Source organism: Streptomyces aureus, assembly GCF_000725495.1.
GTDB classification, from domain to species: Bacteria; Actinomycetota; Actinomycetes; order Streptomycetales; family Streptomycetaceae; genus Streptomyces; species Streptomyces aureus_B.
The window spans coordinates 144,399-167,203 of record NZ_JNZD01000027.1 but is presented as its reverse complement, the minus strand read 5'-3'; the positions used below and the strand labels follow the sequence as shown (position 1 = coordinate 167,203).

General features: G+C 72.7%; 16 protein-coding genes. 10 read left to right on the top strand and 6 right to left on the bottom strand.

Translation table 11 applies throughout. The features are described 5' to 3' along the window. Positions 1 to 38 precede the first annotated feature (38 nt). Together IO36_RS28790 and IO36_RS47755 are read left to right on the top strand one after the other, a co-directional pair. A complete protein-coding gene (locus IO36_RS28790; RefSeq protein ID WP_078943493.1) occupies positions 39 to 1,841 on the top strand; it encodes a phosphatidylglycerol lysyltransferase domain-containing protein in 1,803 nt (600 codons plus the stop codon). Positions 1,842 to 1,884: 43 nt separating this feature from the next. Then, positions 1,885 to 2,586, top strand: coding sequence for a hypothetical protein (locus tag IO36_RS47755; RefSeq protein ID WP_037623984.1), 702 nt, complete (start codon positions 1,885 to 1,887; stop codon positions 2,584 to 2,586). On the opposite strand, the gene IO36_RS28780 is transcribed toward IO36_RS47755, so the two are convergent. Beyond that, positions 2,523 to 3,290 carry a hypothetical protein gene (locus IO36_RS28780; protein ID WP_037623983.1) on the bottom strand — a complete coding sequence of 256 codons (768 nt, stop codon included), beginning with the start codon at positions 3,288 to 3,290 and terminating at the stop codon, positions 2,523 to 2,525. The genes IO36_RS47755 and IO36_RS28780 overlap by 64 nt on opposite strands. A gap of 60 nt (positions 3,291 to 3,350) precedes the next feature. Between IO36_RS28780 and IO36_RS28775 the strand changes: the two genes are divergently transcribed. Next, positions 3,351 to 4,145 (top strand): adenosylcobinamide-GDP ribazoletransferase, encoded by a 795-nt coding sequence (locus IO36_RS28775; RefSeq protein ID WP_037623981.1) that lies wholly within the window; start codon positions 3,351 to 3,353, stop codon positions 4,143 to 4,145. A 43-nt stretch (positions 4,146 to 4,188) separates the two neighbouring features. Here IO36_RS28775 and IO36_RS28770 read toward each other — a convergent pair whose 3' ends face one another. The 4 genes from IO36_RS28770 to IO36_RS28755 all read right to left on the bottom strand — a co-directional run bounded on the left by IO36_RS28770 (position 4,189) and on the right by IO36_RS28755 (position 10,128). After that, positions 4,189 to 4,830, bottom strand: coding sequence for a spherulation-specific family 4 protein (locus IO36_RS28770; protein ID WP_037623980.1), 642 nt, complete (start codon positions 4,828 to 4,830; stop codon positions 4,189 to 4,191). Next, the gene (locus tag IO36_RS46230; RefSeq protein ID WP_037623979.1) at positions 4,827 to 6,455 is read right to left on the bottom strand and encodes a hypothetical protein; all 1,629 of its coding nucleotides are present in this window, start codon (positions 6,453 to 6,455) and stop codon (positions 4,827 to 4,829) included. The genes IO36_RS28770 and IO36_RS46230 overlap by 4 nt, the downstream gene beginning before the upstream one ends. Next, positions 6,452 to 7,975 (bottom strand): GT4 family glycosyltransferase PelF, encoded by a 1,524-nt coding sequence (pelF, locus tag IO36_RS28760; protein WP_037623978.1) that lies wholly within the window; start codon positions 7,973 to 7,975, stop codon positions 6,452 to 6,454. The genes IO36_RS46230 and pelF overlap by 4 nt, the downstream gene beginning before the upstream one ends. Positions 7,976 to 8,097: 122 nt before the next feature. Then, positions 8,098 to 10,128 (bottom strand): hypothetical protein, encoded by a 2,031-nt coding sequence (locus IO36_RS28755; protein ID WP_037623977.1) that lies wholly within the window; start codon positions 10,126 to 10,128, stop codon positions 8,098 to 8,100. A gap of 347 nt (positions 10,129 to 10,475) precedes the next feature. Between IO36_RS28755 and IO36_RS28750 the strand changes: the two genes are divergently transcribed. From IO36_RS28750 to IO36_RS47750, 7 genes are all read left to right on the top strand, one after another. Then, a complete protein-coding gene (locus IO36_RS28750) occupies positions 10,476 to 12,002 on the top strand; it encodes a leucyl aminopeptidase (RefSeq protein ID WP_037623976.1) in 1,527 nt (508 codons plus the stop codon). A gap of 315 nt (positions 12,003 to 12,317) precedes the next feature. After that, complete coding sequence (gene lpdA / locus IO36_RS28745; RefSeq protein ID WP_037623975.1) at positions 12,318 to 13,706, top strand: dihydrolipoyl dehydrogenase; 1,389 nt, start codon at positions 12,318 to 12,320, stop codon at positions 13,704 to 13,706. 2,066 nt (positions 13,707 to 15,772) lie between these two features. After that, positions 15,773 to 16,396: a GntR family transcriptional regulator gene (locus tag IO36_RS28735; protein WP_037623974.1), complete on the top strand. Its 624-nt coding sequence runs from the start codon at positions 15,773 to 15,775 to the stop codon at positions 16,394 to 16,396. Between the two features lie 296 nt (positions 16,397 to 16,692). Then, positions 16,693 to 19,392, top strand: a complete 2,700-nt coding sequence (gene aceE / locus IO36_RS28730; protein WP_037623973.1) for a pyruvate dehydrogenase (acetyl-transferring), homodimeric type — start codon at positions 16,693 to 16,695, stop codon at positions 19,390 to 19,392. 622 nt (positions 19,393 to 20,014) lie between these two features. Further along, positions 20,015 to 20,986, top strand: coding sequence for a helix-turn-helix transcriptional regulator (locus IO36_RS28725; RefSeq protein WP_037623972.1), 972 nt, complete (start codon positions 20,015 to 20,017; stop codon positions 20,984 to 20,986). Between the two features lie 120 nt (positions 20,987 to 21,106). Then, positions 21,107 to 21,628, top strand: a complete 522-nt coding sequence (locus IO36_RS28720; RefSeq protein WP_037623971.1) for a DUF4240 domain-containing protein — start codon at positions 21,107 to 21,109, stop codon at positions 21,626 to 21,628. Between the two features lie 63 nt (positions 21,629 to 21,691). Beyond that, a complete protein-coding gene (locus IO36_RS47750) occupies positions 21,692 to 21,871 on the top strand; it encodes a hypothetical protein (protein ID WP_209441282.1) in 180 nt (59 codons plus the stop codon). A gap of 54 nt (positions 21,872 to 21,925) precedes the next feature. Here the strand turns inward: IO36_RS47750 and IO36_RS28710 are convergent, their stop codons facing one another. After that, a complete protein-coding gene (locus IO36_RS28710) occupies positions 21,926 to 22,618 on the bottom strand; it encodes a peptidoglycan recognition protein family protein (protein ID WP_051901028.1) in 693 nt (230 codons plus the stop codon). Between the last annotated feature and the right edge of the window lie 187 nt (positions 22,619 to 22,805).

The following is a 22,805-nucleotide window of genomic DNA, read 5'->3' as shown; positions in this document are numbered from 1 at the left end:
GGCAATCGTGGGCATTGTGACCCATATCATCACGGTTTATGGGAGATGCCCGGATTGCCGTTGATGTTGGTCGGGAACGGGCGTCGGCCCGGCGGGGGGACGGGGAGCGGCGGTCCAGCGCCGTCTCCCGGCGGTCCGCCGCGTTCGCTGTCTGGTACCTGCGCGCGGTCACGTTCATCAACTTCCTGAGCGCCGCCTGGGTGACGCTCGGGCAGGACGTACGGCGGCACAACACCGAGAACTACTTCACGCCCTATCTGCTGACCGCGGGCTTCGCCTCCGGCGTGTTCACCATGTTCCTGGCCATCACGATGGGGCGCCGCAAGCGGGCCGCGTGGATCCTCAACTCCGTGCTCAGCGGGCTGTTCCTGCTGTTGTTCGGGGTCGCGATGGCGTTCCCGGAGATCCGCCAGTACGCCCAGAACTGGGTCTCGCTGGTGCTGACCGCGGCCTTCGTCGTCTCCCTGGCCGCCGGCCGCCGGGAGTTCTACGCCAAGGGCGACCGCTCGAACCCGAAGCTCGCCGGCACCGTCGCCGCCGGCGGGCTGCTGGTCACCTCGCTGCTCGCCGCGCTGCTGGTCACGGTCACCAACGACGCGCACGACGCGCACCGTTCGACGTTCCTGGACCGCTGGCGCTACGGCACCCTGCGGCTCGTCTCGGTCGCGGCCGACGACTCCCACTATCCGGGCATCGCGACCCCGAACTGGGTCGACGTCGGCATCAACGTGCTCAGCACCCTCCTGCTCCTCGCCGTGCTCTACGCGGCCTTCCGCTCCCGGCGCGCCGTCGACCCGATCACCGAGGACGACGAGAAGAAGCTGCGCGCGCTGCTGGAGCGCAACGGCGACCGGGACTCGCTCGGCTACTTCTCGCTGCGCCGGGAGAAGAGCGTCGTGTGGTCGCCCACCGGCAAGGCGGCGGTGGCGTACCGGGTGGTGGGCGGGGTCTCCCTGGCGAGCGGCGACCCGATCGGCGATCCGGAGGCCTGGCCCGGCGCGATCGAGCCCTGGCTCGCCGAGGCCCGGGAGCACGGCTGGGTCCCGGCGGTGATGGGCGCGAGCGAGGAGGCGGGGACCGTCTACTCCCGGCACGGCCTCGACGCCCTGGAGCTGGGTGACGAAGCCCTCGTCGAGACGGCCGAGTTCACCCTCGACGGGCGGGCCATGCGCACCGTCCGGCAGGCCTACAACCGGGTCATGCGGGCCGGGTACCGGGTGCGCATCCGGCGGCACGAGGACATCCCGGCCGCCGAGATGGCGTATCTGCTCCGGCGCGCGGACGACTGGCGCGACGGTGCCACCGAGCGCGGTTTCAGCATGGCGCTCGGCCGGCTCGGCGACCCCGAGGACGGGCAGTGCGTGATGCTCGAATGCACGGACGCCGAAGGCGAGTTGAGGGCGGTGTTGTCCTTCGTGCCGTGGGGGCCGAACGGGCTCTCCCTCGATCTGATGCGGCGCGACCGCGACGCGGAGAACGGGCTCATGGAGTTCATGGTGATCGAACTCCTGCGGCGCTCCAAGGAGATCGGGATCACCCAGGTCTCGCTCAACTTCGCCATGTTCCGTTCGGTCTTCGAACGGGGGGCGCGTCTCGGCGCGGGTCCGGTGCTGCGGCTGTGGCGGTCGCTGCTCAGCTTCTGCTCCCGCTGGTGGCAGATCGAGTCGCTGTACCGGGCCAACGCCAAGTACCGGCCCATCTGGGAGCCGCGGTTCCTGCTCTTCGAGAAGAGCGCGGACCTGCTGCGCATCGGGGTCGCCTCGGCACGCGCCGAGGGGTTCCTGGAGGCGCCGGGGCTGCCGAAGTGGCTGCACCGCAAGCACCTGGAGTCACACAGATGAGCCCGCCTCGGGCCGAGGTGAGGAGAGCCGTGGGGACGACCGGATGAGCGCACTCGCCCGCTGGGCCCGCGCCGAGTGGGGTCTGCTGTACGCCACCGTGCGCCGGGCGCTGTGGGTGAAGGGGTGGCGGGCGGTCCCGATGACGCTCGGCGCGGTGTGCCTGACGGCCGCCCTCCAGTTCGTCCAGAACCAGTCCTGGGGCTACGGGCCGGTGCAGGACGCCGGTGCCGTGCGGGCCGAGGACCCGCTGTGGCTGGCGCTGTTGCGCACCCCGCTCTCCCTGTTCGTACCGGCGCTGGACCTGCCGGTGTGGGGGGCGCTCGCGCAGGTCCTGATCGTGTTCGGGATCGCCGAGATCTGTCTGGGCTGGTGGCGCACGCTCGTCCTCGCGTACGTCGCCACGCTCGCCGGGACGCTCTACGCCCGGGTCGGCATCGCGCTCGGCCCGCACCGCCCGCTGGGGCTGCCCGGGGCGGACGCACTGGTGGTGGACACCGGCCCGTCGGCGGCTGTGGTGGGCCTCGCCGTGTTCCTGGGCTGGCGCTACCGGGCGTACGCGACGGCGGGGATCGTGATCGGGGCGATGGTGGCCGAGGTGGCCGTCAAGGACAACCTGGCGGGCAAGGAGCATCTGGCGGCGATCGCGGCGGTGCTGGTGGTGTGCCTCCTGTCCGCGGTGCGTCACCGGCGGTCGGAGAGGGAGCGGGCGGGCGCCGGGTCGGGTTTGCCGCCGATCCACTCCTGAAGCCTGCGGGCGGGGACCGCCCAGCGGCGGTCGTGGTGGTAGGCGCGCAGCCGGGACCGGGCGCGGGCCCGCGGCCGGTTCCGGTAGAAGCGCCGGGCCCACGGGGAGCCGGGCTTGGCCAGCCTGACGGCGCCGACGAGGGCGATGAAGGGGACGATCACCCCGAACACCGCCGTGCGGGCCTTGCCCTTGCTCAGGGCGAGCAGCACGAAGAGGAAGTTCAGGACGATGGTCACGATCGCGCTCGCGCGGTCCTGCGCCTCCTGGTCGCTGACGTCGTTGACGCCGAGCGGGGAGAAGCCGCTGAGCATCAGGCCGAGGAGGGCCGCCGTGATCACCACGACCTCGACGCTCTTGCGTCCGTCCTCGGTCCAGTAGACGTCGTCGAGGTGCAGGATCAGCGCGAACTCGTCGAGCACGAGGCCGGTTCCGATGCCGAAGACGACGGCGCTCACACAGGGCCAGAATCCGTAGCGGCTGCCGGCGACCGCGCCGAAGCCGCCGATCACCGTGAGGACGACGCCGGGCACGACGTGGTGGATGTGCAGGTCCCCGGCCTTGACGTTGCCGAAGGGCCCTCTGCCGGCCCGGATCAGCCGCACGATGACGCGGGTGACCACGAAGGTCACGACGAACGAGGCCAGCGCCAGGAACAGGGGGAGCTTCCCGGGCTCGACGATGTTCCGATACAACCAATGACCCATATGTGAACTTTATCCAGCACCGCTGTATCCGCCCTCCGGGCGTCCGGGTAGCCTGCGCCGATGTCCAAGACCGCGTCCGGGGCCTCGGGGCCCGACAGCCTCCGCTTCGCCTTCGGCACCCTCACCGTGCTCCCCGTGCGGGTGACCCGCTGGGACCGGGAGGCGGCGCGCGGGGGCATGCTGTGCGCCCCGCTGGTCGGGCTCGTGGCCGGGGCGGGCGCGGCCCTGGCGGGCCTGGCCCTGCTGGCCATGGGCTCGGGGCCGCTGCTCGCGGCCGTCGCCACCGCCGCCGTGCCGGCCGCGCTCACCCGGGGCCTGCACCTCGACGGTCTCGCCGACACCGCGGACGGGCTGGGCAGCGGGAAGCCCGCCGAGGACGCGCTGCGGATCATGAAGCAGTCGGACATCGGCCCGTTCGGTGTGATCACCCTCCTGTTCGTCCTGCTCGCCCAGGTGGCCGCACTCGCCCATGCCTACGAGATCTCGTGGGGCCGGGGTGTCCTCACGGCCGTGGTGTCGGCCGCCGCGGCCCGCCTCGCCCTCACGCTCGCCGCCCGCGCGACCGTGCCCGCGGCCCGGCCCGAAGGTCTGGGCGCGGCGGTCGCGGGCTCCGTGCCGACGCGCGGGGCGCTGCTGGTCGCGGCGGCCGTGACCTGTCTGGCGGCGGGCGCGGGCGCGCTCGTCGGCACGTACGACGTCGTGCGCGCGGCGGCGGCCGTGGGCCTCGCCCTCCTGGCCGCCGAACTGCTGCTGCGGCACTGCGTCCGGCGCTTCGGCGGGGTCACCGGCGATGTGTTCGGCGGTCTGGCGGAGACGGCGGCGACGACCGCGCTCGTGGTCCTCTCGCTGGGCTGACCGGCGCCCGCACGGGACGCCGGCCGGTCAGCCCGTCAGCCCGTCAGCCCGTCAGCCCGTGGGGCAGGGTGCCCCAGGGATGGTCGCCCGTGCCGGGGACCGTGCAGGAGAGCATGGCCCCCCGTTCCCCGGCCTCCGCCCGGGCGTCGGCTCCCGGCGGGGCCCCGTGCACGAGATGGCACAGGACCGCGCCGTCGCCCGTCCACGGCGGCGGGGGCTTCCTGCGGTACGTGGACCAGGTGCCCTCGAAGGTGACGAGGACGTCCGCGATCCGGGCGTACGAAGGATGCGGCGCCGTGCCGTGGTTGAGGACGAGGGTGCCGCCGCCCAGGCCCCGGACCTCCCTCGCCAGCCGCCGGTAGTGGTCGAACTCCCCCTCCCCCGCGGCCGCCTGGTCCAGGAAGACGCCGTCGGCGGCGAACCAGTCGCGGTGCCGGGCCAGTTCGCGCCGGACGTCGTCGAGCGGCCTGCGCCCGTAGGCCGTGTCGACGTAGCCGAGGACCTGGACACCCGCGGCGCGCAGCCGTGCGGCGACGGCCGCGAACGCCGGGTCGGGGCGCTCGCCCGGGCCGCTGGCGGGGTTCAGCACCACGCCGTACAGCCGGGGCGCGGCGGCGAGGAGCGCCTCCCACTCGGCGGGGCGGACGTCGGGGTGTTCGTAGTACGGGACGAGGAGCGACTTCACCGGTGTGCCGTCACCTTTCCGAGCCGGGCGCAGACGAGCGCGGTCTGGGCGCCCGCCGCGGTGCCGTGCACGATCAGCCCCACCCAGTGCGCGTCCCCGGTGTGCGTGGCCAGGGCCGCGGTCTGGACGAGGGCCGCGGCGCAGACCACGGCGGCGGTGCCGGTGACGGCGCCGAAGGACTGGAGCAGCAGTCCGGTCCACATGACCACGCCCAGCAGGAGCAGTCCGCCGAGCCTGACCCCGTCCGCGGCCGCGGGCGCGTGCGGCCACAGGGAGGAGACGCCCAGGCCGAGGACCAGCAGCGCGGCGAGGTAGCCGCTCAGGCATCTCAGGAGGGCGAGTGCGGCGGCCCGCCGGAAGCTGCGTGCCGAGGTGGTCGAGCGCAGTCCGGCGAGGCTCCCGCTGCGGAACCGGAAGAGCAGCCATTCGGCGGGGCCCATGCTGAGGGTGAGGGCGACGGCGGCCGGTGCGGCGACCGCCGCGCGGGCTCCCGTCAGGACGTCTCCGAGCGCCGCGTACAGCACGAGGACACCGCTGCCGAGCCCGAACAGGGCGTAGGCGACGGTTCCGGCGTGCCGGCGCGGGACGGAGCGGCGGGCGCGCAGCCGTGCGGCGATCCCGCCGCGGCGGCCCGGGACGGTCCCCGGCTTCCCGGCGGCCGGCCTGCCGGCGGAGGCGGACCGGGGCGCGCCGGCCCGGACGGACGGCTCGGCGCCGCCGGGGACGGCCGCCCGCGGCAGCAGCGCCAGCAGTCCCGCGCCCCAGCTCCCCTCCCCCAGGTCGCGGACGGCGGGGGCCACTTCGAGCAGTCCGAGCAGGGCGACCGCCGCCAGGGAGCCCAGGAGCAGGGCCACCCGCACCGGATCGGGGACCGGGTTGACCATGGTCACGGCCGCGCCCGCCGTCATGGGCGCGAGGGCGGCGAGCAGGACGCGCTCCCTGCCCATGACCAGCAGGACGGTGGCCGCGCCCAGGTAGGCGGACTGCCCGGCGGCGAAGGCCACGGCGCCCCGGCCGGCCGATCCCGCCGCCGCGAGGGCCACCAGGGTGCCGAGCAGGACGCCGACCGGGGTCCCGACGAGCAGCGCGCGGCGCGCGGCCGTGCGGTCGCCGAGCCCCATCCAGGAGTACGCGCGGTGGGCGAGCCCCTGGTTCCAGGTCCAGCCGCACAGCGCCCCGGCGAGCATCGGCACGGTCCCGGCGGGCAGTCCGAACGCGCCCCTCGGACCGGCGAGGAGGGGGGCGGCGAGGACGTAGCCGAGGCCGGGGAGGGCGAAGACGACGCCCCGCAGGAGGCAGCCGACCAGACCGATCCGCCAGGGGTCGTGGGCCGGGCCCTCCGGTTCGGGATAGCCCCGGTCGACCCGCGCGAACAGCGCCTCGGCGAGGGCGAAGGAGTCGCTGACGCCGTACCGTTCCCGGATCTGGTCGTCCGAGAGGCCGTCGGACTCGAGGAGCGCCGCCACCTCGTCGGGGTGGACGGCGGCGGTCACGGACTCCCCCAGTTCCGCGGCGAGTTCGTCGATCGGGTCGGGCTTCGCCCAGCTGGTCGCGCGGCGCTGGCCCGGGACCAGGGGACGGGTGGACCGGGGGGCGCCGGGCTGCGTGCGCAGGGAGCCGCTCACCAGCCGGTCCCGTCCGTGGCGACGGCCTGGTACCAGGGGTCGCGCAGTTCGAGGGTCCAGTCCTCGACGGTCTCCACGGCGGGTTCGTACACCGTGGGCCGGCCCGCCAGTTCCTGGTAGACCGTGCGGAACGCGTCGACGGAACGCCGCAGCGTGAAACGGTCGATGACCCGCTGCCGGGACAACTCGCCGAGGTCCAGGCGGCGTTCCTCGTCCCGCAGCAGGGCGAGGGCGGCGGCGGCCATCTTCTCCGGCTCGCGCGGCGGGACGACGATGCCGGTGTCGCCGACCGCCTCCCGGACCCCGCCCACGTCGGTGGAGACCGTCGTGCGGCCGCAGGACATGGCTTCGATGATCGAGAACGGGAAGCCCTCCGAGATGGAGGACAGCATGACGACGTGGCCGGCCGCGTAGGCGCGCCACACCTCGGTGATCCGGCCCTCGAAGGTCAGTCCGTCGGTCACGCCCAGTTCGGCGGCGAGCTTCTCCAGGCGGGTGCGGTAGGCCTCCCCGCCGGGCGGCACGGGGCCGAACAACCGGAGCCGGGTCTCGGGAAGTTCGGCGCGCACCAGGGCGTAGGCGCGCAGGAGCGTCTCCAGGTCCTTGATGGGGTCGATGCGGCCGCACCAGGTGAGGGTGGGCACGGCGGGTTCGGGTCCCGCGTGCGGGAAGGCGTACGGGTCGACGCCGTTGTAGACCGTGCGGATCCGGTCCCCGTCGGCGCCGCCGCGCTCCTCCCAGCGGCGGTTGTACTGGTTGCACGGCGTGATGAGGTCGGCGGCGCGGTAGCCGAGGGAGTTCAGCTCGCGGTAGAAGCCGAGCATGAACGCCTTGACGGGCCAGCGCTGTCCGGCGCCGCGGTAGCCGAGGTAGCGCTCGCGCAGATAGATGCCGTGCTCGGTGAGCAGGAACGGGACCCCGTCCAGGCGGTGCGCGGCGAGGGCGGGCAGGGTGGCGAGGCCGCTGCTGACCGCGTGGGCGACCGAGTCCTCGGGGATCCGCACGCCCAGCGGGCGCAGCGCGTGCTCCAGTAGGTCCGTCGCGGTGAGCGCGTCGTGCACGGTGGGCCGGGCGGCGGCGGTCGGCAGATGCGGCATGGTCCAGATCCACATCAGCGAGCGCAGCGCCGCCTCGCCGCGCAGGGCGGCGGACAGGCGTCCGTCCCGGGCGAGTTCGGCCAGTTCGTACAGGGCGTCGCCGAAGTCCTCGGGCGACTCGGGGTCGAGGAAGGAGAGCAGGAAGCGTTCGTAGATCTCGGCGAAGCGGCGCTGGGCGCGGCCGATCGGCGGGCGCGCCCGGCCGGGGCGCGGTCCCCAGGTCGGTACGCGGGTGTGCCGGTAGACGTTGGGCGGCAGTTCCCAGGCCACGGGTTCGCGGCCGCTGCCGGTGAGCGAGACGATGTGGAAGTCGACCTCCGGCATGCCCTTGACCAGCTGGTCGCACCAGGTGCTGACCCCGCCGTGGACATGTGGGTAGGTGCCTTCGGTGAGCATGGTGACATGACGGCCGGTGCGCATCATGTGTGGTTCCCCCCTGGGACTGTTTCCTGCGGGGAGCCCCCCGGCTCCCCGTCGCACGGCTCACGAACGCACCCCGGCCGGTCGGGCCGGGGTGCGCGTCGCGAGCCGCTGTGCCGCCGCGCCTACGCGGGCAGGTTCAGCTTGACCGCGGACTGGAGGAGCTCCGGCTTGGTCCAGTCGTTGCGCGCTCCGGCGTAGGCCGTCCCGAACGCGGTCGTGCCGACCAGGAGTTGCTTCTTGGTTCCCTCGGGCACGGTCACCGGGATCTGCGTCCCGGACGGGGCGGTGACGGTGACCTGGTTGCCGATGCGGTAGGCCGTGACCTTGCCGCTCGCCAGGGCCGTCTGCCAGTCGGCGCGGCGCTGGAGCTCCGTGCCGATGGCGCTCTGACGGGGGTTCTGCAGCGGGGTGTTGTCCGCGTAGATCGCCTTGTAGTCGGCGAGCACCTTGTCCAGGACCGGGTACAGGATGCGGCCCTCGGCCAGGTTGGACTGGTGGACGTAGTGCGGGCGCGGGTCGTTGCCGATCGCGTGCCCGAGGGCGGTGCGCGCCTCGGCCGGGACGATGTAGTCGGCGTAGCCGGTGGCCGTGTTCAGCGGCGCCGGCAGACAGGTGGACGTCGCGTTGTTCTCGCAGACGCCGCTGCCGCCGTCGGCCTTGGAGGTGTAGATGTAGTTGTACTCGTCGGCCATCTCCTGGGGCGTGCCGGTGTTGTAGTAGATGTTCATCGGGTAGCGCGGGACGGTCATCACGCCGTTGCCGACCGAACGCTGCTCGGGCTCGCGGGAGTTGTCGGACCCGGTCCACTTGACGCCGTTGGCGGCCATGGCGCGGGCGAGGTTCGGGTTGTCGACGGGCTGCTGGGGCAGCGTCTTCAGGCCCGAGTGCTCGCCGGTCACCAGCTCGGTGCGGTCGGTGGCCAGTCCATGCGAGGCCGCCCAGTTGTTGTTGTCCGAGATCTGCGCGGAGATGTCGGACCGGCTCACCCACTGGGTGGAGCCGTCGGCGTTCTTCGAGCAGGTCCAGGGGACGGTCGTGGTGTCCTGGACGCAGCCGAGGAACGGGTGCGTGTAGGTGTGGTTCATCCAGCGGAACTTGGCCTTGTCGGCGAGCAGCTGGTCCGTGAGGGCGTCGGTGCCGCCGTTCTCGGACTTCCACTCCTCGCCCGCGCCGGCGTTGAAGACCATGTCCAGCGTGAAGCCGTGGTCGGCCTCCCACTGGGCGGCGTAGGCGGCGTCGGCCGCGGTCATGCGGATCGGCGTGGTGGTGTCCTCGCCGTTGCCGCCGACGCAGTCGATGTCGCCGGGGGTGCAGTTGCGCTCGGAGTCCCAGCGGGCGTCGGGCGCGAAGACGTCGTCGACGTGGACCGAGAAGTAGTTCCTGGCCTGCCCGAGGTGGACGCCCTGGGTGAGCCATTCGACGATGCCGCGCGCCAGCACCTTGAACTGCTTCTGGTACTGGTTGTAGGCGAAGGTCACCACGAGTTCGCGGCGCCCGTCGTGCTCGTACTGGCCGAGCATGGAACCGCCGCTGGGCGCGTTCAGGTAGCTGGTGAACCCGTCCCTCGGGTGGGCCGCGTAGCCGTAGGTCTCCTGGACGGCCGGGTCGTTGTCCTCGAAGGTCAGCGGTCCGTCGAGGTAGCGGAACGGGCCGGCCGTGCCCGCCGCGGTGATCTGGGTGGTCTGGCCGTCCAGCACACCGGACCAGCCGCCGTTCTGGTCGGTGTAGTCGAGACCGACCTCGGGGTGGGCCCAGGTGTAGGCGTCGACCTGCGGGATGCCGAACGTCTTCTCGTAGGCCTCCAGGGCGCTCTGTTCGGCGGAACCCGAGCCGAACGGTGCCTCGTTCGGCAGGACGACACCCTGGTACTTGGCGCGCGGGACGCCGTTCACGGTGTCGCTCAGGAACGTGGCGTTGATGGTCGGGCGGTTCGCGTCGCCCAGGTTGACCGTGGTGTACGGGACACCGGAGTTCTTCAGTTCCGCGGTGATGGCTCCGACCTGGCCGGCGCCGTTGTCCACGACCAGGACCTTCAGATCGATCCGCGGCGTGGGCGCCGCGGCCGCGCCGGGTGCCCCCATGCCCAGCGCCAGGAGTCCGGCGGCCCCCAGGACGGCAGCCGTCCCTCTCCACCATTGCAGACTCTGTGCCATATGTAGCTTTCTCCCCCTCGAGCATCCCCCATGAGTGGAAACCACGGGGAATCTGTGGAAATCGTGCAAAGCAGTGGACGGCGTGTCCACTGAACACGATGAGTGTGTCTCAGGTCACCGGGAGTGAGGGGCGGGAATCCGGGACGCCGCCACCTGTGGGTGAACGTCCGCAGGAATGAGCGAAACCCGGCCCCGAGCGTAGGCTCGTCCCGGGTACTCGCCCGCCCTGTCGAGGGGCCCCGGCAAGGACCGCCCCCGAGGACGGATCTAGGGTCAGCCGTCGGGCCCGGTCGACCCACCCCCTCTCGGCCACACGAACTTTCAATGGAAGCGGAGATCTCACCACCGTGACTGCTCTCACTCTCAGCACCGCCGCAGCGTCCGGTCTGCGGGCCGACGCGATCGTCGTCGGTGTCGCGAAGGGCCCCAAGGGCCCGGTCGTCGCACCGGGCGCCGAGGCCGTTGACAACGCGTACGACGGCGGGCTCGCCGGAATCCTGGAGACCCTCGGGGCCTCCGGCTCCGAGGGCGAGGTGACCAAGCTGCCCGCGCCGTCCGGATTCAAGGCCCCCGTCGTGGTGGCCGTCGGCCTGGGAGCGGTCCCCGAGGACGAGGCCGGCTACGACGCCGAGGTCCTGCGCCGCGCCGCCGGTGTCGCCGCCCGCGCGCTCTCCGGCGCCAAGAAGGCCGCGTTCGCGCTGCCGGTCGCCGACGCCGCCGACGCCGGTGCCGTCGCCGAGGGCGCCCGCCTGGGCGCGTACGGCTTCGACGCCTACAAGGAGGCGGGCCGCAGCGAGTCCGCCAAGGACCGCAAGGGCCCCCTCGGCGAGGTGGCCGTCCTCGGCGGCAAGCCCCGCGACGCGGCCTACAAGGCGGCCCTCGCGCGCGCCACCGCCCTGACCGAGGAGCTCAACCGCGCCCGCGACCTCGTCAACACCCCGCCGAACGACCTCAACCCGGAGTCCTTCGCCGCCGTCGCCACCGCGGCCGGCAAGGAGCACGGCATCAAGGTGCAGGTGCTCGACGAGAAGGCGCTCGTCAAGGGCGGCTACGGCGGCATCCTCGGCGTCGGCGCCGGCTCGGCCGCCGGTCCCCGTCTGGTGAAGCTGTCGTACACCTCCTCGAAGGCCAAGAAGCACCTCGCCTTCGTCGGCAAGGGCATCACCTACGACTCGGGCGGCATCTCGCTCAAGCCCGCCGGCCACAACGAGACGATGAAGTGCGACATGGCCGGCGCCGCCGCGGTCTTCGCCGCCGTGGTCACCGCCGCACGCCTGGGCCTCGACGTCAACGTCACCGGCTGGCTCGCGCTCGCCGAGAACATGCCGTCCGGCTCCGCCACCCGTCCGGGTGACGTGCTGCGCATGTACAGCGGCAAGACCGTCGAGGTGCTGAACACCGACGCCGAGGGCCGGCTGGTCCTGGCGGACGCGCTGTGGAAGGCGTCCGAGGAGAAGCCGGACGCGATCGTCGACGTGGCGACCCTGACCGGCGCGATGGTGCTGGCGCTGGGCAACCGCACCTTCGGCGTGATGGCCAACGACGACGCGTTCCGTGCCGCGATCGTCGAGGCCGCCGAGGAGGTCGGCGAGGAGTCCTGGCCGATGCCGCTGCCCGAGCACCTGCGCAAGGGCATGGACTCCCCCACCGCCGACATCGCCAACATGGGCGAGCGCATGGGCGGCGGCCTGGTAGCCGGCCTGTTCCTGCGCGAGTTCGTGGGCGAGGGCATCACCTGGGCGCACCTGGACATCGCGGGCCCCGCGTTCAACGAGGCCGGCCCGTTCGGCTACACCCCCAAGGGCGGCACCGGTTCCGCGGTCCGCACCCTGGTCCGTCTCGCCGAGCTGACGGCGGCCGGCGACCTGGGCTGAGTCCCCGTACGCCGTACGGCCCCGGGCGTCCAGGCGCCCGGGGCCGCTCGTATGGCCGAACGGAGGTTTCGCCCTCGACGAAATCCGCAGGTTCACCCGGTTCCGCACCCCGTCGACGTGATGGATCAGACGCCCCACACACCGGCCCGGCGTCTCGCTCGCCCTCGACAAGTGCGAAGATGGGTTCTCGGCAGGACAGGGCCCCCACCACAGGGCCGTAGAAAGAGCGGCCGGACACCAGCCGACCGACCGGTCAACCACCCGTAAGGGACAAAGGTGCCCGGCGTAACGGCGCACATGCATGGAGGACGTGACGTGGCGAACGACGCCAGCACCGTTTTCGACCTAGTGATCCTCGGCGGCGGTAGCGGCGGTTACGCCGCGGCGCTGCGCGGAGCGCAGCTGGGCCTGGACGTCGCCCTGATCGAGAAGGACAAGGTCGGCGGTACCTGCCTGCACCGCGGGTGCATCCCCACGAAGGCCCTGCTGCACGCGGGCGAGGTCGCCGACCAGGCCCGCGAGAGCGCGCAGTTCGGCGTCAAGGCCACCTTCGAGGGCATCGACGTACCCGCGGTCCACAAGTACAAGGACGGGGTCATCTCCGGTCTGTACAAGGGTCTGCAGGGTCTCATCGCGTCCCGCAAGGTGACGTACATCGAGGGTGAGGGCCGTCTGTCCTCCCCGACCTCCGTCGATGTGAACGGCCAGCGCATCCAGGGCCGCCACGTGCTCCTCGCGACCGGCTCCGTGCCGAAGTCGCTGCCGGGCCTGGAGATCGACGGCAACCGCATCATCTCCTCGGACCACGCGCTCGTCCTGGACCGCGTTCCGCAGTCCGCGATCATCCTGGGCGGCGGCGTCATCGGCGTCGAGTTCGCCTCGGCGTGGAAGTCCTTCGGTGCCGAGGTGACCGTCATCGAGGGTCTCAAGCACCTGGTCCCGGTCGAGGACGAGAACTCCTCCAAGCTTCTTGAGCGCGCGTTCCGCAAGCGCGGCATCAAGTTCAACCTGGGCACCTTCTTCTCGAAGGCCGAGTACACCCAGAACGGTGTCAAGGTCACCCTCGCCGACGGCAAGGAGTTCGAGGCCGAGGTCCTGCTCGTCGCCGTCGGCCGCGGCCCGGTCTCGGCCGGTCTCGGCTACGAGGAGCAGGGCGTCGCGATGGACCGCGGCTACGTCCTGGTCGACGAGTACATGCGCACGAACGTGCCGACCATCTCCGCCGTCGGCGACCTCGTCCCGACGCTCCAGCTCGCGCACGTCGGCTTCGCCGAGGGCATGCTGGTCGCGGAGCGGCTGGCCGGTCTGAAGACCGTCCCGATCGACTACGACGGTGTCCCGCGCGTCACGTACTGCCACCCCGAGGTCGCCTCCGTGGGCATCACCGAGGCCAAGGCCAAGGAGATCTACGGCGCGGACAAGGTCGTCGCCCTGAAGTACAGCCTCGCGGGCAACGGCAAGAGCAAGATCCTCAACACCTCGGGCGAGATCAAGCTCGTCCAGGTGAAGGACGGTGCCGTGGTCGGCGTCCACATGGTCGGCGACCGCATGGGCGAGCAGGTCGGCGAGGCCCAGCTGATCTACAACTGGGAAGCGCTGCCGGCCGAGGTCGCCCAGCTCATCCACGCCCACCCGACGCAGAACGAGGCGCTCGGCGAGGCCCACCTCGCCCTCGCGGGCAAGCCGCTGCACGCGCACGACTGATCCGGTCCGGCCGGGGCGTTCCCCGGCCACCGGCCGTCCCAGTCACCGCGTCGAGCAGGGCTCGACGACGACCACAGACTTCCGCACTTCCCCGAGCCCTCGACCCCGGTCGGGCAGGGGAGACCCAATAAGGAGCAACAGAAACCATGCCGGTTTCCGTAACCCTTCCGGCACTCGGTGAGAGCGTCACCGAGGGCACTGTCACCCGCTGGCTGAAGGCCGAGGGCGAGCGCGTCGAGGCCGACGAGCCGCTGCTGGAGGTGTCGACGGACAAGGTCGACACCGAGATCCCCTCCCCCGCCGCCGGCATCCTGGCGTCCATCAAGGTCGCCGAGGACGAGACCGTCGAGGTCGGCGCCGAGCTGGCCGTCATCGACGACGGCACGGGCGCGCCCGCCGCCGCCCCGGCTCCCGCCGCCGCCGAGGCTCCGGCCCCGGCCGCCGCTCCGGCCGCCCCCGCCCCGGTCGCCGAGCCCCCCGCGGCCCCGGCCCCGGCCGCCCCCCCCGCCGCTCCGGCCGGTGGCGCCTCCGGCACCGACGTCGTGCTGCCCGCCCTGGGCGAGTCGGTCACCGAGGGCACCGTCACCCGCTGGCTGAAGGAGGTCGGCGAGGAGGTCGCGGAGGACGAGCCCCTGCTCGAGGTCTCCACGGACAAGGTCGACACCGAGATCCCCGCGTACACTATCCTCTTCGTCGGCAGCGTCAGATGTGTATAAGAGACAGGCCCCGGCCCCCGCCCCGGCCCCCGCGCCGGTGGCCGCGCCCGCCCCCGTCACCCCGGCCCCGGCGCCCGCCGCGACCGCCGGTGACGACGGCGCCTACGTGACCCCGCTGGTGCGCAAGCTCGCCGCCGAGAACGGCGTCGACCTGGCCGCCGTCAAGGGCACCGGCGTCGGCGGCCGCATCCGCAAGCAGGACGTCGTCGCCGCGGCCGAGGCCGCGAAGGCCGCCGCAGCGGTCCAGGCGCCCGCCGCCGCTGCCGCCCCGGCCGCCGCGAAGAAGGCCCCCGTCCTGGAGGTCTCCCCGCTGCGCGGCCAGACCGTCAAGATGACCCGCATCCGCAAGGTCATCGGCGACAACATGGTCAAGGCGCTGCACGAGCAGGCGCAGCTGTCCTCGGTCGTCGAGGTCGACATCACCCGCCTGATGAAGCTCCGCGCGCAGGCGAAGGACTCCTTCGCGGCCCGTGAGGGCGTCAAGCTCTCCCCGATGCCGTTCTTCGTGAAGGCGGCGGCCCAGGCGCTGAAGGCCCACCCGGTCATCAACGCCCGGATCAACGAGGCCGACGGCACGATCACCTACTTCGACGCCGAGAACATCGGTATCGCGGTGGACTCGGAGAAGGGCCTGATGACCCCGGTCATCAAGGGTGCGGGCGACCTCAACATCGCCGGCATCTCGAAGGCCACCGCCGACCTCGCGGGCAAGGTCCGCGCGAACAAGATCACTCCGGACGAGCTGTCCGGCGCGACCTTCACCATCTCCAACACCGGCTCGCGCGGCGCGCTCTTCGACACGATCATCGTGCCGCCGAACCAGGTCGCGATCCTCGGCATCGGTGCCACGGTCAAGCGTCCGGCCGTCATCGAGACGGAGGAGGGCACCGTGATCGGCGTCCGCGACATGACGTACCTGACCCTCTCCTACGACCACCGTCTGGTGGACGGCGCCGACGCCGCCCGCTACCTGACCGCGGTCAAGGCGATCCTGGAGGCGGGCGAGTTCGAGGTCGAGCTCGGCCTGTAACCCGCACCGCCTCACCCGCCAAACAGCGACACGGCACCCCCGCCCGGGACTCCCGGGCGGGGGTGCCGTGTTCGTGCGGGCCCCGGGTTCCCACGGCCGCGGTTCTTCCGTCGCGCCGGGGCCCCGGCGATCACATCGGCGGAACGAATCCGGACTTCACCCGGTACGAGCCCGTACGGCCGGGAACACTCTGACAGCGTGTAAGTCTCGTCTCACCTGCGGGAAAGCGCCGCCATGCACCCGACGCCGACAGAGCCCCGGCCTTATTGTCTAAAGGTCAAACGCCCCGGGGTGTCGCCGCCCCTCCCAAAGGAGCCTTCATGACCGCGCCCGTCGTCCACTCGCTGCGCGAACAGATCCGCGAGCACATCGTGGAGGGGATCGTCAGCGGGCGCTGGAAGCCGGGCGAGCGGATCGTGGAGCGCCGGATCGCCACCGAGCTGGAGGTCTCCCAGACGCCGGTGCGCGAGGCGCTGCGCGAGCTGGAGTCGCTGCGGCTGATCGAGTCGGCGCCGAACAAGGGCGTCCGGGTGCGGAACCTGACGGCGGCCGACCTGGAGGAGAGCTACCCCGTACGCGCCGGTCTGGAGGCCATCGCGGCGGAGCTGGCGGCGGGGAAGCTGGCGGAGGACTGCTCGGCCCTGGAGCCGCACGTGGCGGCGCTGTACGAGGCCGACCGGCTGGCCGACGGCACCGGCCAGGTGCGGCACACCGTCGGCTTCCACCGCGAGCTGGTGCGGGCGGCCGGGAACTCCGTGCTGCTGCACACCTGGGAGGGCCTGGGCATCGAGGTCTTCACGGCCCTGTCCATCCGCTGGCTCGGGACCGTGCAGCAGTCGTACGCGGAGGAGCACGAGGCCCTCGTGGACGCCTTCCGGCGGCGCGACCCGCTGATCGCCGACCTCGTGAAGGCCCACGTCCTCGGCTGCGCCCCGCGCCCTTGAGCGAGTCGGCGACGGGGTCGGCGCAGGGGAGCGGACCCATGCTCAACCGTGCTCCGACCTGCGGAAACCGTCGATTTTCACGGCACCCGGTGCCCTGCTTCAAGGCACCCGGTGCCGACTTTGCGATCTGAAGAGGATTTACCCCGGAATCCTTTGATCGATCATCGATCAGGGGGTTACAGTCCTCGACGGGCTCCAACAAGAGCCCGCCGCCCTGTCCTGCCAAAGACCAAGGGCACCTCCCGAAAACCCCTTGCCGATGAGGGAACCCCCCTCCGCATCCGGAAGGCGGCGCAATGACCGACCCCACCGCAATCCAGCCGAGCGAGCTCGACCAGCTCCCGGACCGCGACCCCGAGGAGACCGCCGAGTGGCAGGCCTCCCTGGACGCCGTCACCCAGGCGGCCGGGCCGCACCGTGCCGCGTACCTGATGCGCCGCACGCTGGAGCGCGCCGAGGGCAACGGTCTCGCGCTGCCCAAGCTGCTCGAGACGGACTACGTCAACACCATCCCCACCGCCGCCGAGCCCACCGTGGACGGCGACGAGGCGATGGAGGCCCGGATCACCGCGTGGAACCGCTGGAACGCGGCCGCCATGGTGACCCGGGGCGCGAAGCACGGCGTCGGCGGCCACATCGCCACCTTCGCCTCCGCCGCCTGGCTCTACGAGACCGGCTTCAACCACTTCTTCAAGGGCAAGGAGGGTGACGGGTCCGGCGACCAGCTCTACATCCAGGGCCACGCCTCCCCCGGCATCTACGCCCGCGCCTTCCTCGACGGCCGGCTGACCGAGCAGCACCTGGACAACTTCCGCCAGGAGTCGGGCGGCAACGGCCTCCCGTCGTACCCGCACCCGCGCCGGCTGCCCTGGCTGTGGGAGTTCCCGACCGTCTCCATGGGCCTCGGCCCGCTGTCGGCGATCTACCAGGCCCGCTTCAACCGCTACCTCACCAACCGCGGCATCAAGGACGTCTCCGCGTCCCACGTGTGGGCGTTCCTCGGTGACGGCGAGATGGACGAGCCCGAGTCGACCGCGGCACTCGCCCTGGCCTCCCGCGAGGGTCTGGACAACCTGACCTTCGTCATCAACTGCAACCTGCAGCGCCTCGACGGCCCGGTCCGCGCGAACTTCAAGATCGTGCAGGAGCTGGAGGCCCAGTTCCGCGGCGCCGGCTGGAACGTCGTGAAGTCGCTGTGGGGCTCGGCCTGGGACGAGCTGTTCCAGCTCGACACCACGGGCGCGCTCGTCCGCCGTCTGCGCCAGGTGCCCGACGCGCAGGTCCAGACGTACCAGACCCGCGACGCCGCCTACATCCGCCAGGACTTCTTCGGCGCCGACCCGGCGCTCGCCGAGATGGCGAAGCTGCTGAGCGACGACAAGATCCTCGAGTGCTTCCATCTCTCGCGCGGCGGTCACGAGTCGCGCAAGGTGTACGCGGCCTACCGCGCCGCCCTCGCCCACAAGGGCGCGCCGACGGTGATCCTGGCCCAGACGGTCAAGGGCCACACCCTCGGTCCGGGCTTCGCGTCGAAGAACGCCAACCACCAGATGAAGAAGCTGTCCACGGACGAGTTCAAGCAGATGCGTGATCTGCTCGAACTGCCCATCTCGGACAGCCAGTTCGTCGACGGCGTGGTGCCCTACGGCCACCCGGGCGCCGACTCCCCCGAGGTCCGCTACCTCCAGGAGCGCCGCGCGGCCCTCGGCGGCCCGGCCCCGGCCCGCCGCACGCACGCCCTGGCCCCGCTGCCGGCCGCCGCCGACAAGACGTTCGCGTCCTTCGACAAGGGCTCCGGCACGCAGAACGTGGCGACGACCATGGCGTTCGTCCGTCTGGTCAAGGACCTGGTCCGCGACAAGCAGACCGGCCGCCGCTGGGTGCCGATCGTCCCGGACGAGGCCCGTACCTTCGGTATGGAGTCGCTCTTCCCCTCGCTCGGCATCTACTCGCCCAAGGGCCAGACGTACGAGCCGGTCGACCGCGACCAGCTGATGTACTACAAGGAGGCCAAGGACGGCCAGATCCTCAACGAGGGGATCACCGAGGCCGGCTCCATGGCGGACTTCATCGCCGCGTCCACCGCGTACTCCACGCACGGCGAGACGATGATCCCCTTCTACATCTTCTACTCGATGTTCGGGTGGCAGCGCACCGCCGACCAGATGTGGCAGCTCGGCGACCAGCTCGGCCGCGGCTTCCTCGTCGGCGCCACGGCCGGCCGCACGACCCTGACCGGTGAGGGCCTCCAGCACGCCGACGGCCACTCCCCCGTCATCGCGGCGACCAACCCGGCCGCGCTGTCGTACGACCCGGCGTTCGCCTACGAGATCGCGGCGATCGTCAAGGACGGTCTGCGCCGGATGTACGGCGAGGCGGCCCCGGGCGAGGACCAGGACGTCTTCTACTACCTGACCGTGTACAACGAGCCGATGCCGCAGCCCGCCAAGCCGGCCGGCGTCGACGAGGGCATCGTCAAGGGCCTGTACCGCTTCAACACGGCGGAGTCGGCCGGTCTGAACGTGGCCGCGGCGAACGCCCCGCGCATCCAGCTGATCGGTTCCGGCACGGCGATCCACTGGACCCTCGCGGCCCAGAAGCTGCTCGCCGAGGAGTGGGGCGTGGCCGCCGACGTGTGGTCCGCGACCTCCTGGACCGAGCTGCGCCGTGACGCGCTGGAGGCCGACGCGGCCCTGCTGCGCGGCGAGGAGCGGGTGCCGTTCGTCCGTCGGGCGCTCCAGGGCGCCGAGGGTCCGGTGCTCGCGGTCTCCGACTACATGCGCCAGGTCCCGGACCAGATCGCGCAGTGGGTCGAGCAGGACTGGTCCTCGCTCGGTGCCGACGGCTTCGGCCTGTCCGACACCCGTGACGCGGCCCGCCGCCACTTCGGCGTGGACGCGCAGTCGATCGTCGTCGCCGCGCTGGCGCAGCTCGCCCGCCGCGGCGAGGTCAAGGCGTCGGCGGTGAAGGAGGCCCGGGAGCGCTACGGCCTGTAGCACCCGGGGTGAACCCGGAGAGGGGGTACGGCGCTCGCCGTACCCCCTCTCGGCATTCCCGGTCCCGCTCCGCTTGCGCGGCCCCGCTCCGCTTGCGCGGCCCTGCTCGGCTGTCCCGGGCCTGCTCGGCTTGCGCGGCCCTGCTCGGACTTCCCGATCCCGCTCGGCCTTCCCGGGCCCGCTCGGCCTTCCCGGCCCCGCTCGGCCTTCCCGGCCCCGCCCAGCTTTCGCGGCTCGCCAGGCTTTCCCAGGCCCGCCCGGCCTTCCCGATCCCGCCCGGCCTTCCTGGCTCGCCCGGCCTTCCCGCCCGCTCGGCTTTCCCGGGCCCGCCCGGCTTTCCCGGCCCCGCCCGGCTTTCCCGGCCCCGCCCGGCTTTCCCGATCCCGCCCGGCTTTCCCGGCCCCGCCCGGCCTTCCCGATCCCGCTCGGCCTTCCCGGCCCCGCCCGGCCTTCCCGGGCCCGCCCGGCCTTCCCGGCTCGCCCGGCCTTCCCGGGCCCGCCCGGCCTTCCCGGGCCCGCCCGGCCTTCCTGGCTCGCCCGGCTTTCCCGGGCCCGCTCCCGGCTTCCGGGGGTCGGGGTGGCCGCCCGGCCGGACGTCGCCGGTGCCCGGCATCATGAAGCCATGCGTGCCGCTCGTCTGATCAAGATGGTGCTGCTGCTCCAGACCCGCGCGTCGATGACCGCCGCCGAGCTGGCGCGGGAGCTGGAGGTGTCCGAGCGCACGGTCTCCCGGGACGCCCAGGCGCTGTCGGAGGCGGGCATCCCGGTCTACGCGGACCGGGGCCGGGCCGGGGGCTACCGCCTGGTCGGCGGGTACCGCACCCGGCTGACGGGACTGGCACGCAGCGAGGCGGAGGCGCTGTTCCTGAGCGGGGTGCCGGGGGCGCTGCGCGACATGGGGCTCGAGGACACGGCCTCGGCGGCCCGGCTGAAGGTCTCGGCGGCCCTGCTGCCCTCCGCCCAGGGCGCCTCGCGGTCGGCGGCCCAGCGGTTCCATCTGGACGCGCCCGCCTGGTTCAGCGAGCCGCAGGCGCCCGCGCTGCTGCCCGTGCTCGCGGACGCGGTGTGGGACGACCGCCCGGTCCGCGCGCGCTACCGGCGGGGCGGGGCGGAGGTGGAGCGGGCGCTCGAACCGTACGGGCTCGTCCTGAAGGCCGGGCTCTGGTACCTGTGCGCGCGAGTGGCGGACGCGGAGGCGTTCCGGGTGTACCGGATCGACCGGTTCACCGCGGCCGAGCCCGGGGAGGAGCGGTTCCGGCGGGACGAGGGGTTCGATCTGCCGGGGTTCTGGGCGGAGCGGGCCGAGGAGTTCGCCCGGTCCGTGCTGCGGTCCCAGATCGTCGTACGGCTGTCCCCCGAGGGGGTGCGGCAGCTTCCCGGCGCCGTCGGGAGGACGTCCGCGGAGGCGGGGCTCGGCAGCCGTGGCGCACCCGACGGGCGCGGCTGGGTGACGCTCGCCCTGCCGGTGGAGTCCGAGGAGGTCGCCCGGATGCAGTTGCGCGGGCTCGGGCCCGAGGTGGAGGTGCTCGCCCCGGCGGCCCTGCGGGAGCGCTGCGCGAGGGACGCGGAGGAGGCCGCGGGGCTCTACCGGTGACACGGCCACCCGCGTGAAAACCGCAGGAACCCGGCGGTTTTTCCTTCGGCATGTGCATGCATAACAATCTGCGCCACTCCACGTGCGTCCCTCCCGCCCAGGGCCGATGCTGGACCCGTGATGGACGAGACGGAGTTCTGGCAGCTGGTGGACACGACCCGCGAGACTGCCGAGGGCGACCCCGAGGAACAGGCGGATCTGCTCGTCGAGCGGCTCGTCCAGCTGGACCCGGACTCCGTCCTGGACTTCGCCCGGCACTTCGAGTCCCGTTACAACCGCGCCTACCGCTGGGACCTGTGGGGCGCGGCCTGGCTGCTGCTGGACGGGGCCAGCGACGACGCCTTCGACTTCTTCCGGTGCTGGCTGATCGGCCAGGGCAGGGACGTCTTCGAGGGCGCGATGCACGACCCCGACACGCTCGCCGAGCTGCTGGACGACTTCGACGAGGAGATCGACGGCGACGGCGAGGAGCTGGGGTACGCGGCCGACGAGGCCTACGAGCAGCTGACGGGTGCCGTCGCGCCCGCGCTGGGCATCCCGGCCGCGCCCGCGGAGCCCGAGGGCACTCCGCTCGAGTTCGAGAACGAGTCCGTCATCGCGGAGCGCTACCCCAAGCTGTGGGAGCGGTTCAGGGAGGACTGACCCGGACCGGCGCGCTCCGTGTGGTGCTGCGGGGCCGCGTTCGCCCGGTCCAGTGCCGACGCCGTGGCCGCAGCGGGACCCAGGACGACCGTCACCACCGCGCACACCACGGCCCAGGGCCCGCGTGCCGTCCTCGTCCGCCTCGTGCTCATGCCCATGATCCCCGCCCTCGGCCGGTACCCGTACGACGCCGGACGGCGCCGTACGACGACCGTAGGAGCGGCGGCTCTGGAGGGGCTGTGAGCGGCCGGGGACGTGCCTGTGACCGCCCGGCGCCCGGGCGGGCCGGGCGGGCGGTCAGCGGCCCTGGTAGCGGGCCGCCAGCTCACGGATCTCGGGGATCCTGGCGCTGAGGGCCGCGCCGGGGCAACTGGTCATGAAGGCCGCGTCGTGCCCCGACACGGTGGAGAGCACGGCGGCGGTCCCCGCGCTGTAGCGGCTGAGGCTGTTGCTGGAGACGAGGCGGACGGTACCGCGCGGGTCCACTCCGGCGAGGCCGAGCTTCCAGGCCACGAGACGGGCGATCGCGTCGGTCATCGCCTTCGGCACCGGCGACCCCGCCGTGAAGGTGCCGATCGCGGCGATCCCGGCGGAGCGGTGGTTGAAGCCCTGGGTGTGCGCCCCGGTGACGGGCCGGTCGACCCCGCCCGCGCGGCCCTCGTAGATCGTGCCGCAGCGGTCGACGAGGAAGTTGTACCCGATGTCGTCCCACTGCTTGGCGCCGGTCTGGCCCGCGTAGACGTCACGGATGATGCGGGGCGTGTCGGCGCAGTCGTAGCCGTTCGGCGAGTCGGTGTGGTGGATGAAGACGGCCACGACGCGGTCGTCGTAGCGGGGCGGCGGCTGCTCGCGGGTGCTCTCGGCGTCGAGCCATGTCGACCGCGGCACGATGGGCGGCCTGGCGACGGGACGCGGGACGGTGATCCGGGCCGCGACCGGGGGCGGGGCGGGGGCGCGGGCCGCCGAGAGGTCCACCCCGGCCGCGCACATCACCAGGGCCGCCACGGCGAGCAGGCCGGGCACGCACCCGAGCAGGATCAGGGCCGGCCGTGGGATCCCGACCGGCGCACGCCGGGGCGCACCGGACGGCACGGGGGCGCGCGGGGCGCGCCCCGGGCCGGTGCGGGCCCGTGGCGCCGGGCGTCCGCGCGCCCCGGGCCGTGCGTGGCGGGACGTT

Coding starts and splice junctions, on each gene's coding strand:
- IO36_RS28790 (WP_078943493.1), top strand. CDS start 39: ATGGGAGATGCCCGGATTGCCGTTGATGTTGGTCGGGAACGGGCGTCG.
- IO36_RS47755 (WP_037623984.1), top strand. CDS start 1,885: ATGAGCGCACTCGCCCGCTGGGCCCGCGCCGAGTGGGGTCTGCTGTAC.
- IO36_RS28780 (WP_037623983.1), bottom strand. CDS start 3,290: ATGGGTCATTGGTTGTATCGGAACATCGTCGAGCCCGGGAAGCTCCCC.
- IO36_RS28775 (WP_037623981.1), top strand. CDS start 3,351: ATGTCCAAGACCGCGTCCGGGGCCTCGGGGCCCGACAGCCTCCGCTTC.
- pelF (WP_037623978.1), bottom strand. CDS start 7,975: ATGATGCGCACCGGCCGTCATGTCACCATGCTCACCGAAGGCACCTAC.
- IO36_RS28755 (WP_037623977.1), bottom strand. CDS start 10,128: ATGGCACAGAGTCTGCAATGGTGGAGAGGGACGGCTGCCGTCCTGGGG.
- IO36_RS28735 (WP_037623974.1), top strand. CDS start 15,773: ATGACCGCGCCCGTCGTCCACTCGCTGCGCGAACAGATCCGCGAGCAC.
- aceE (WP_037623973.1), top strand. CDS start 16,693: ATGACCGACCCCACCGCAATCCAGCCGAGCGAGCTCGACCAGCTCCCG.
- IO36_RS28725 (WP_037623972.1), top strand. CDS start 20,015: ATGCGTGCCGCTCGTCTGATCAAGATGGTGCTGCTGCTCCAGACCCGC.
- IO36_RS28720 (WP_037623971.1), top strand. CDS start 21,107: ATGGACGAGACGGAGTTCTGGCAGCTGGTGGACACGACCCGCGAGACT.
- IO36_RS28710 (WP_051901028.1), bottom strand. CDS start 22,618: ATGTGCGCGGCCGGGGTGGACCTCTCGGCGGCCCGCGCCCCCGCCCCG.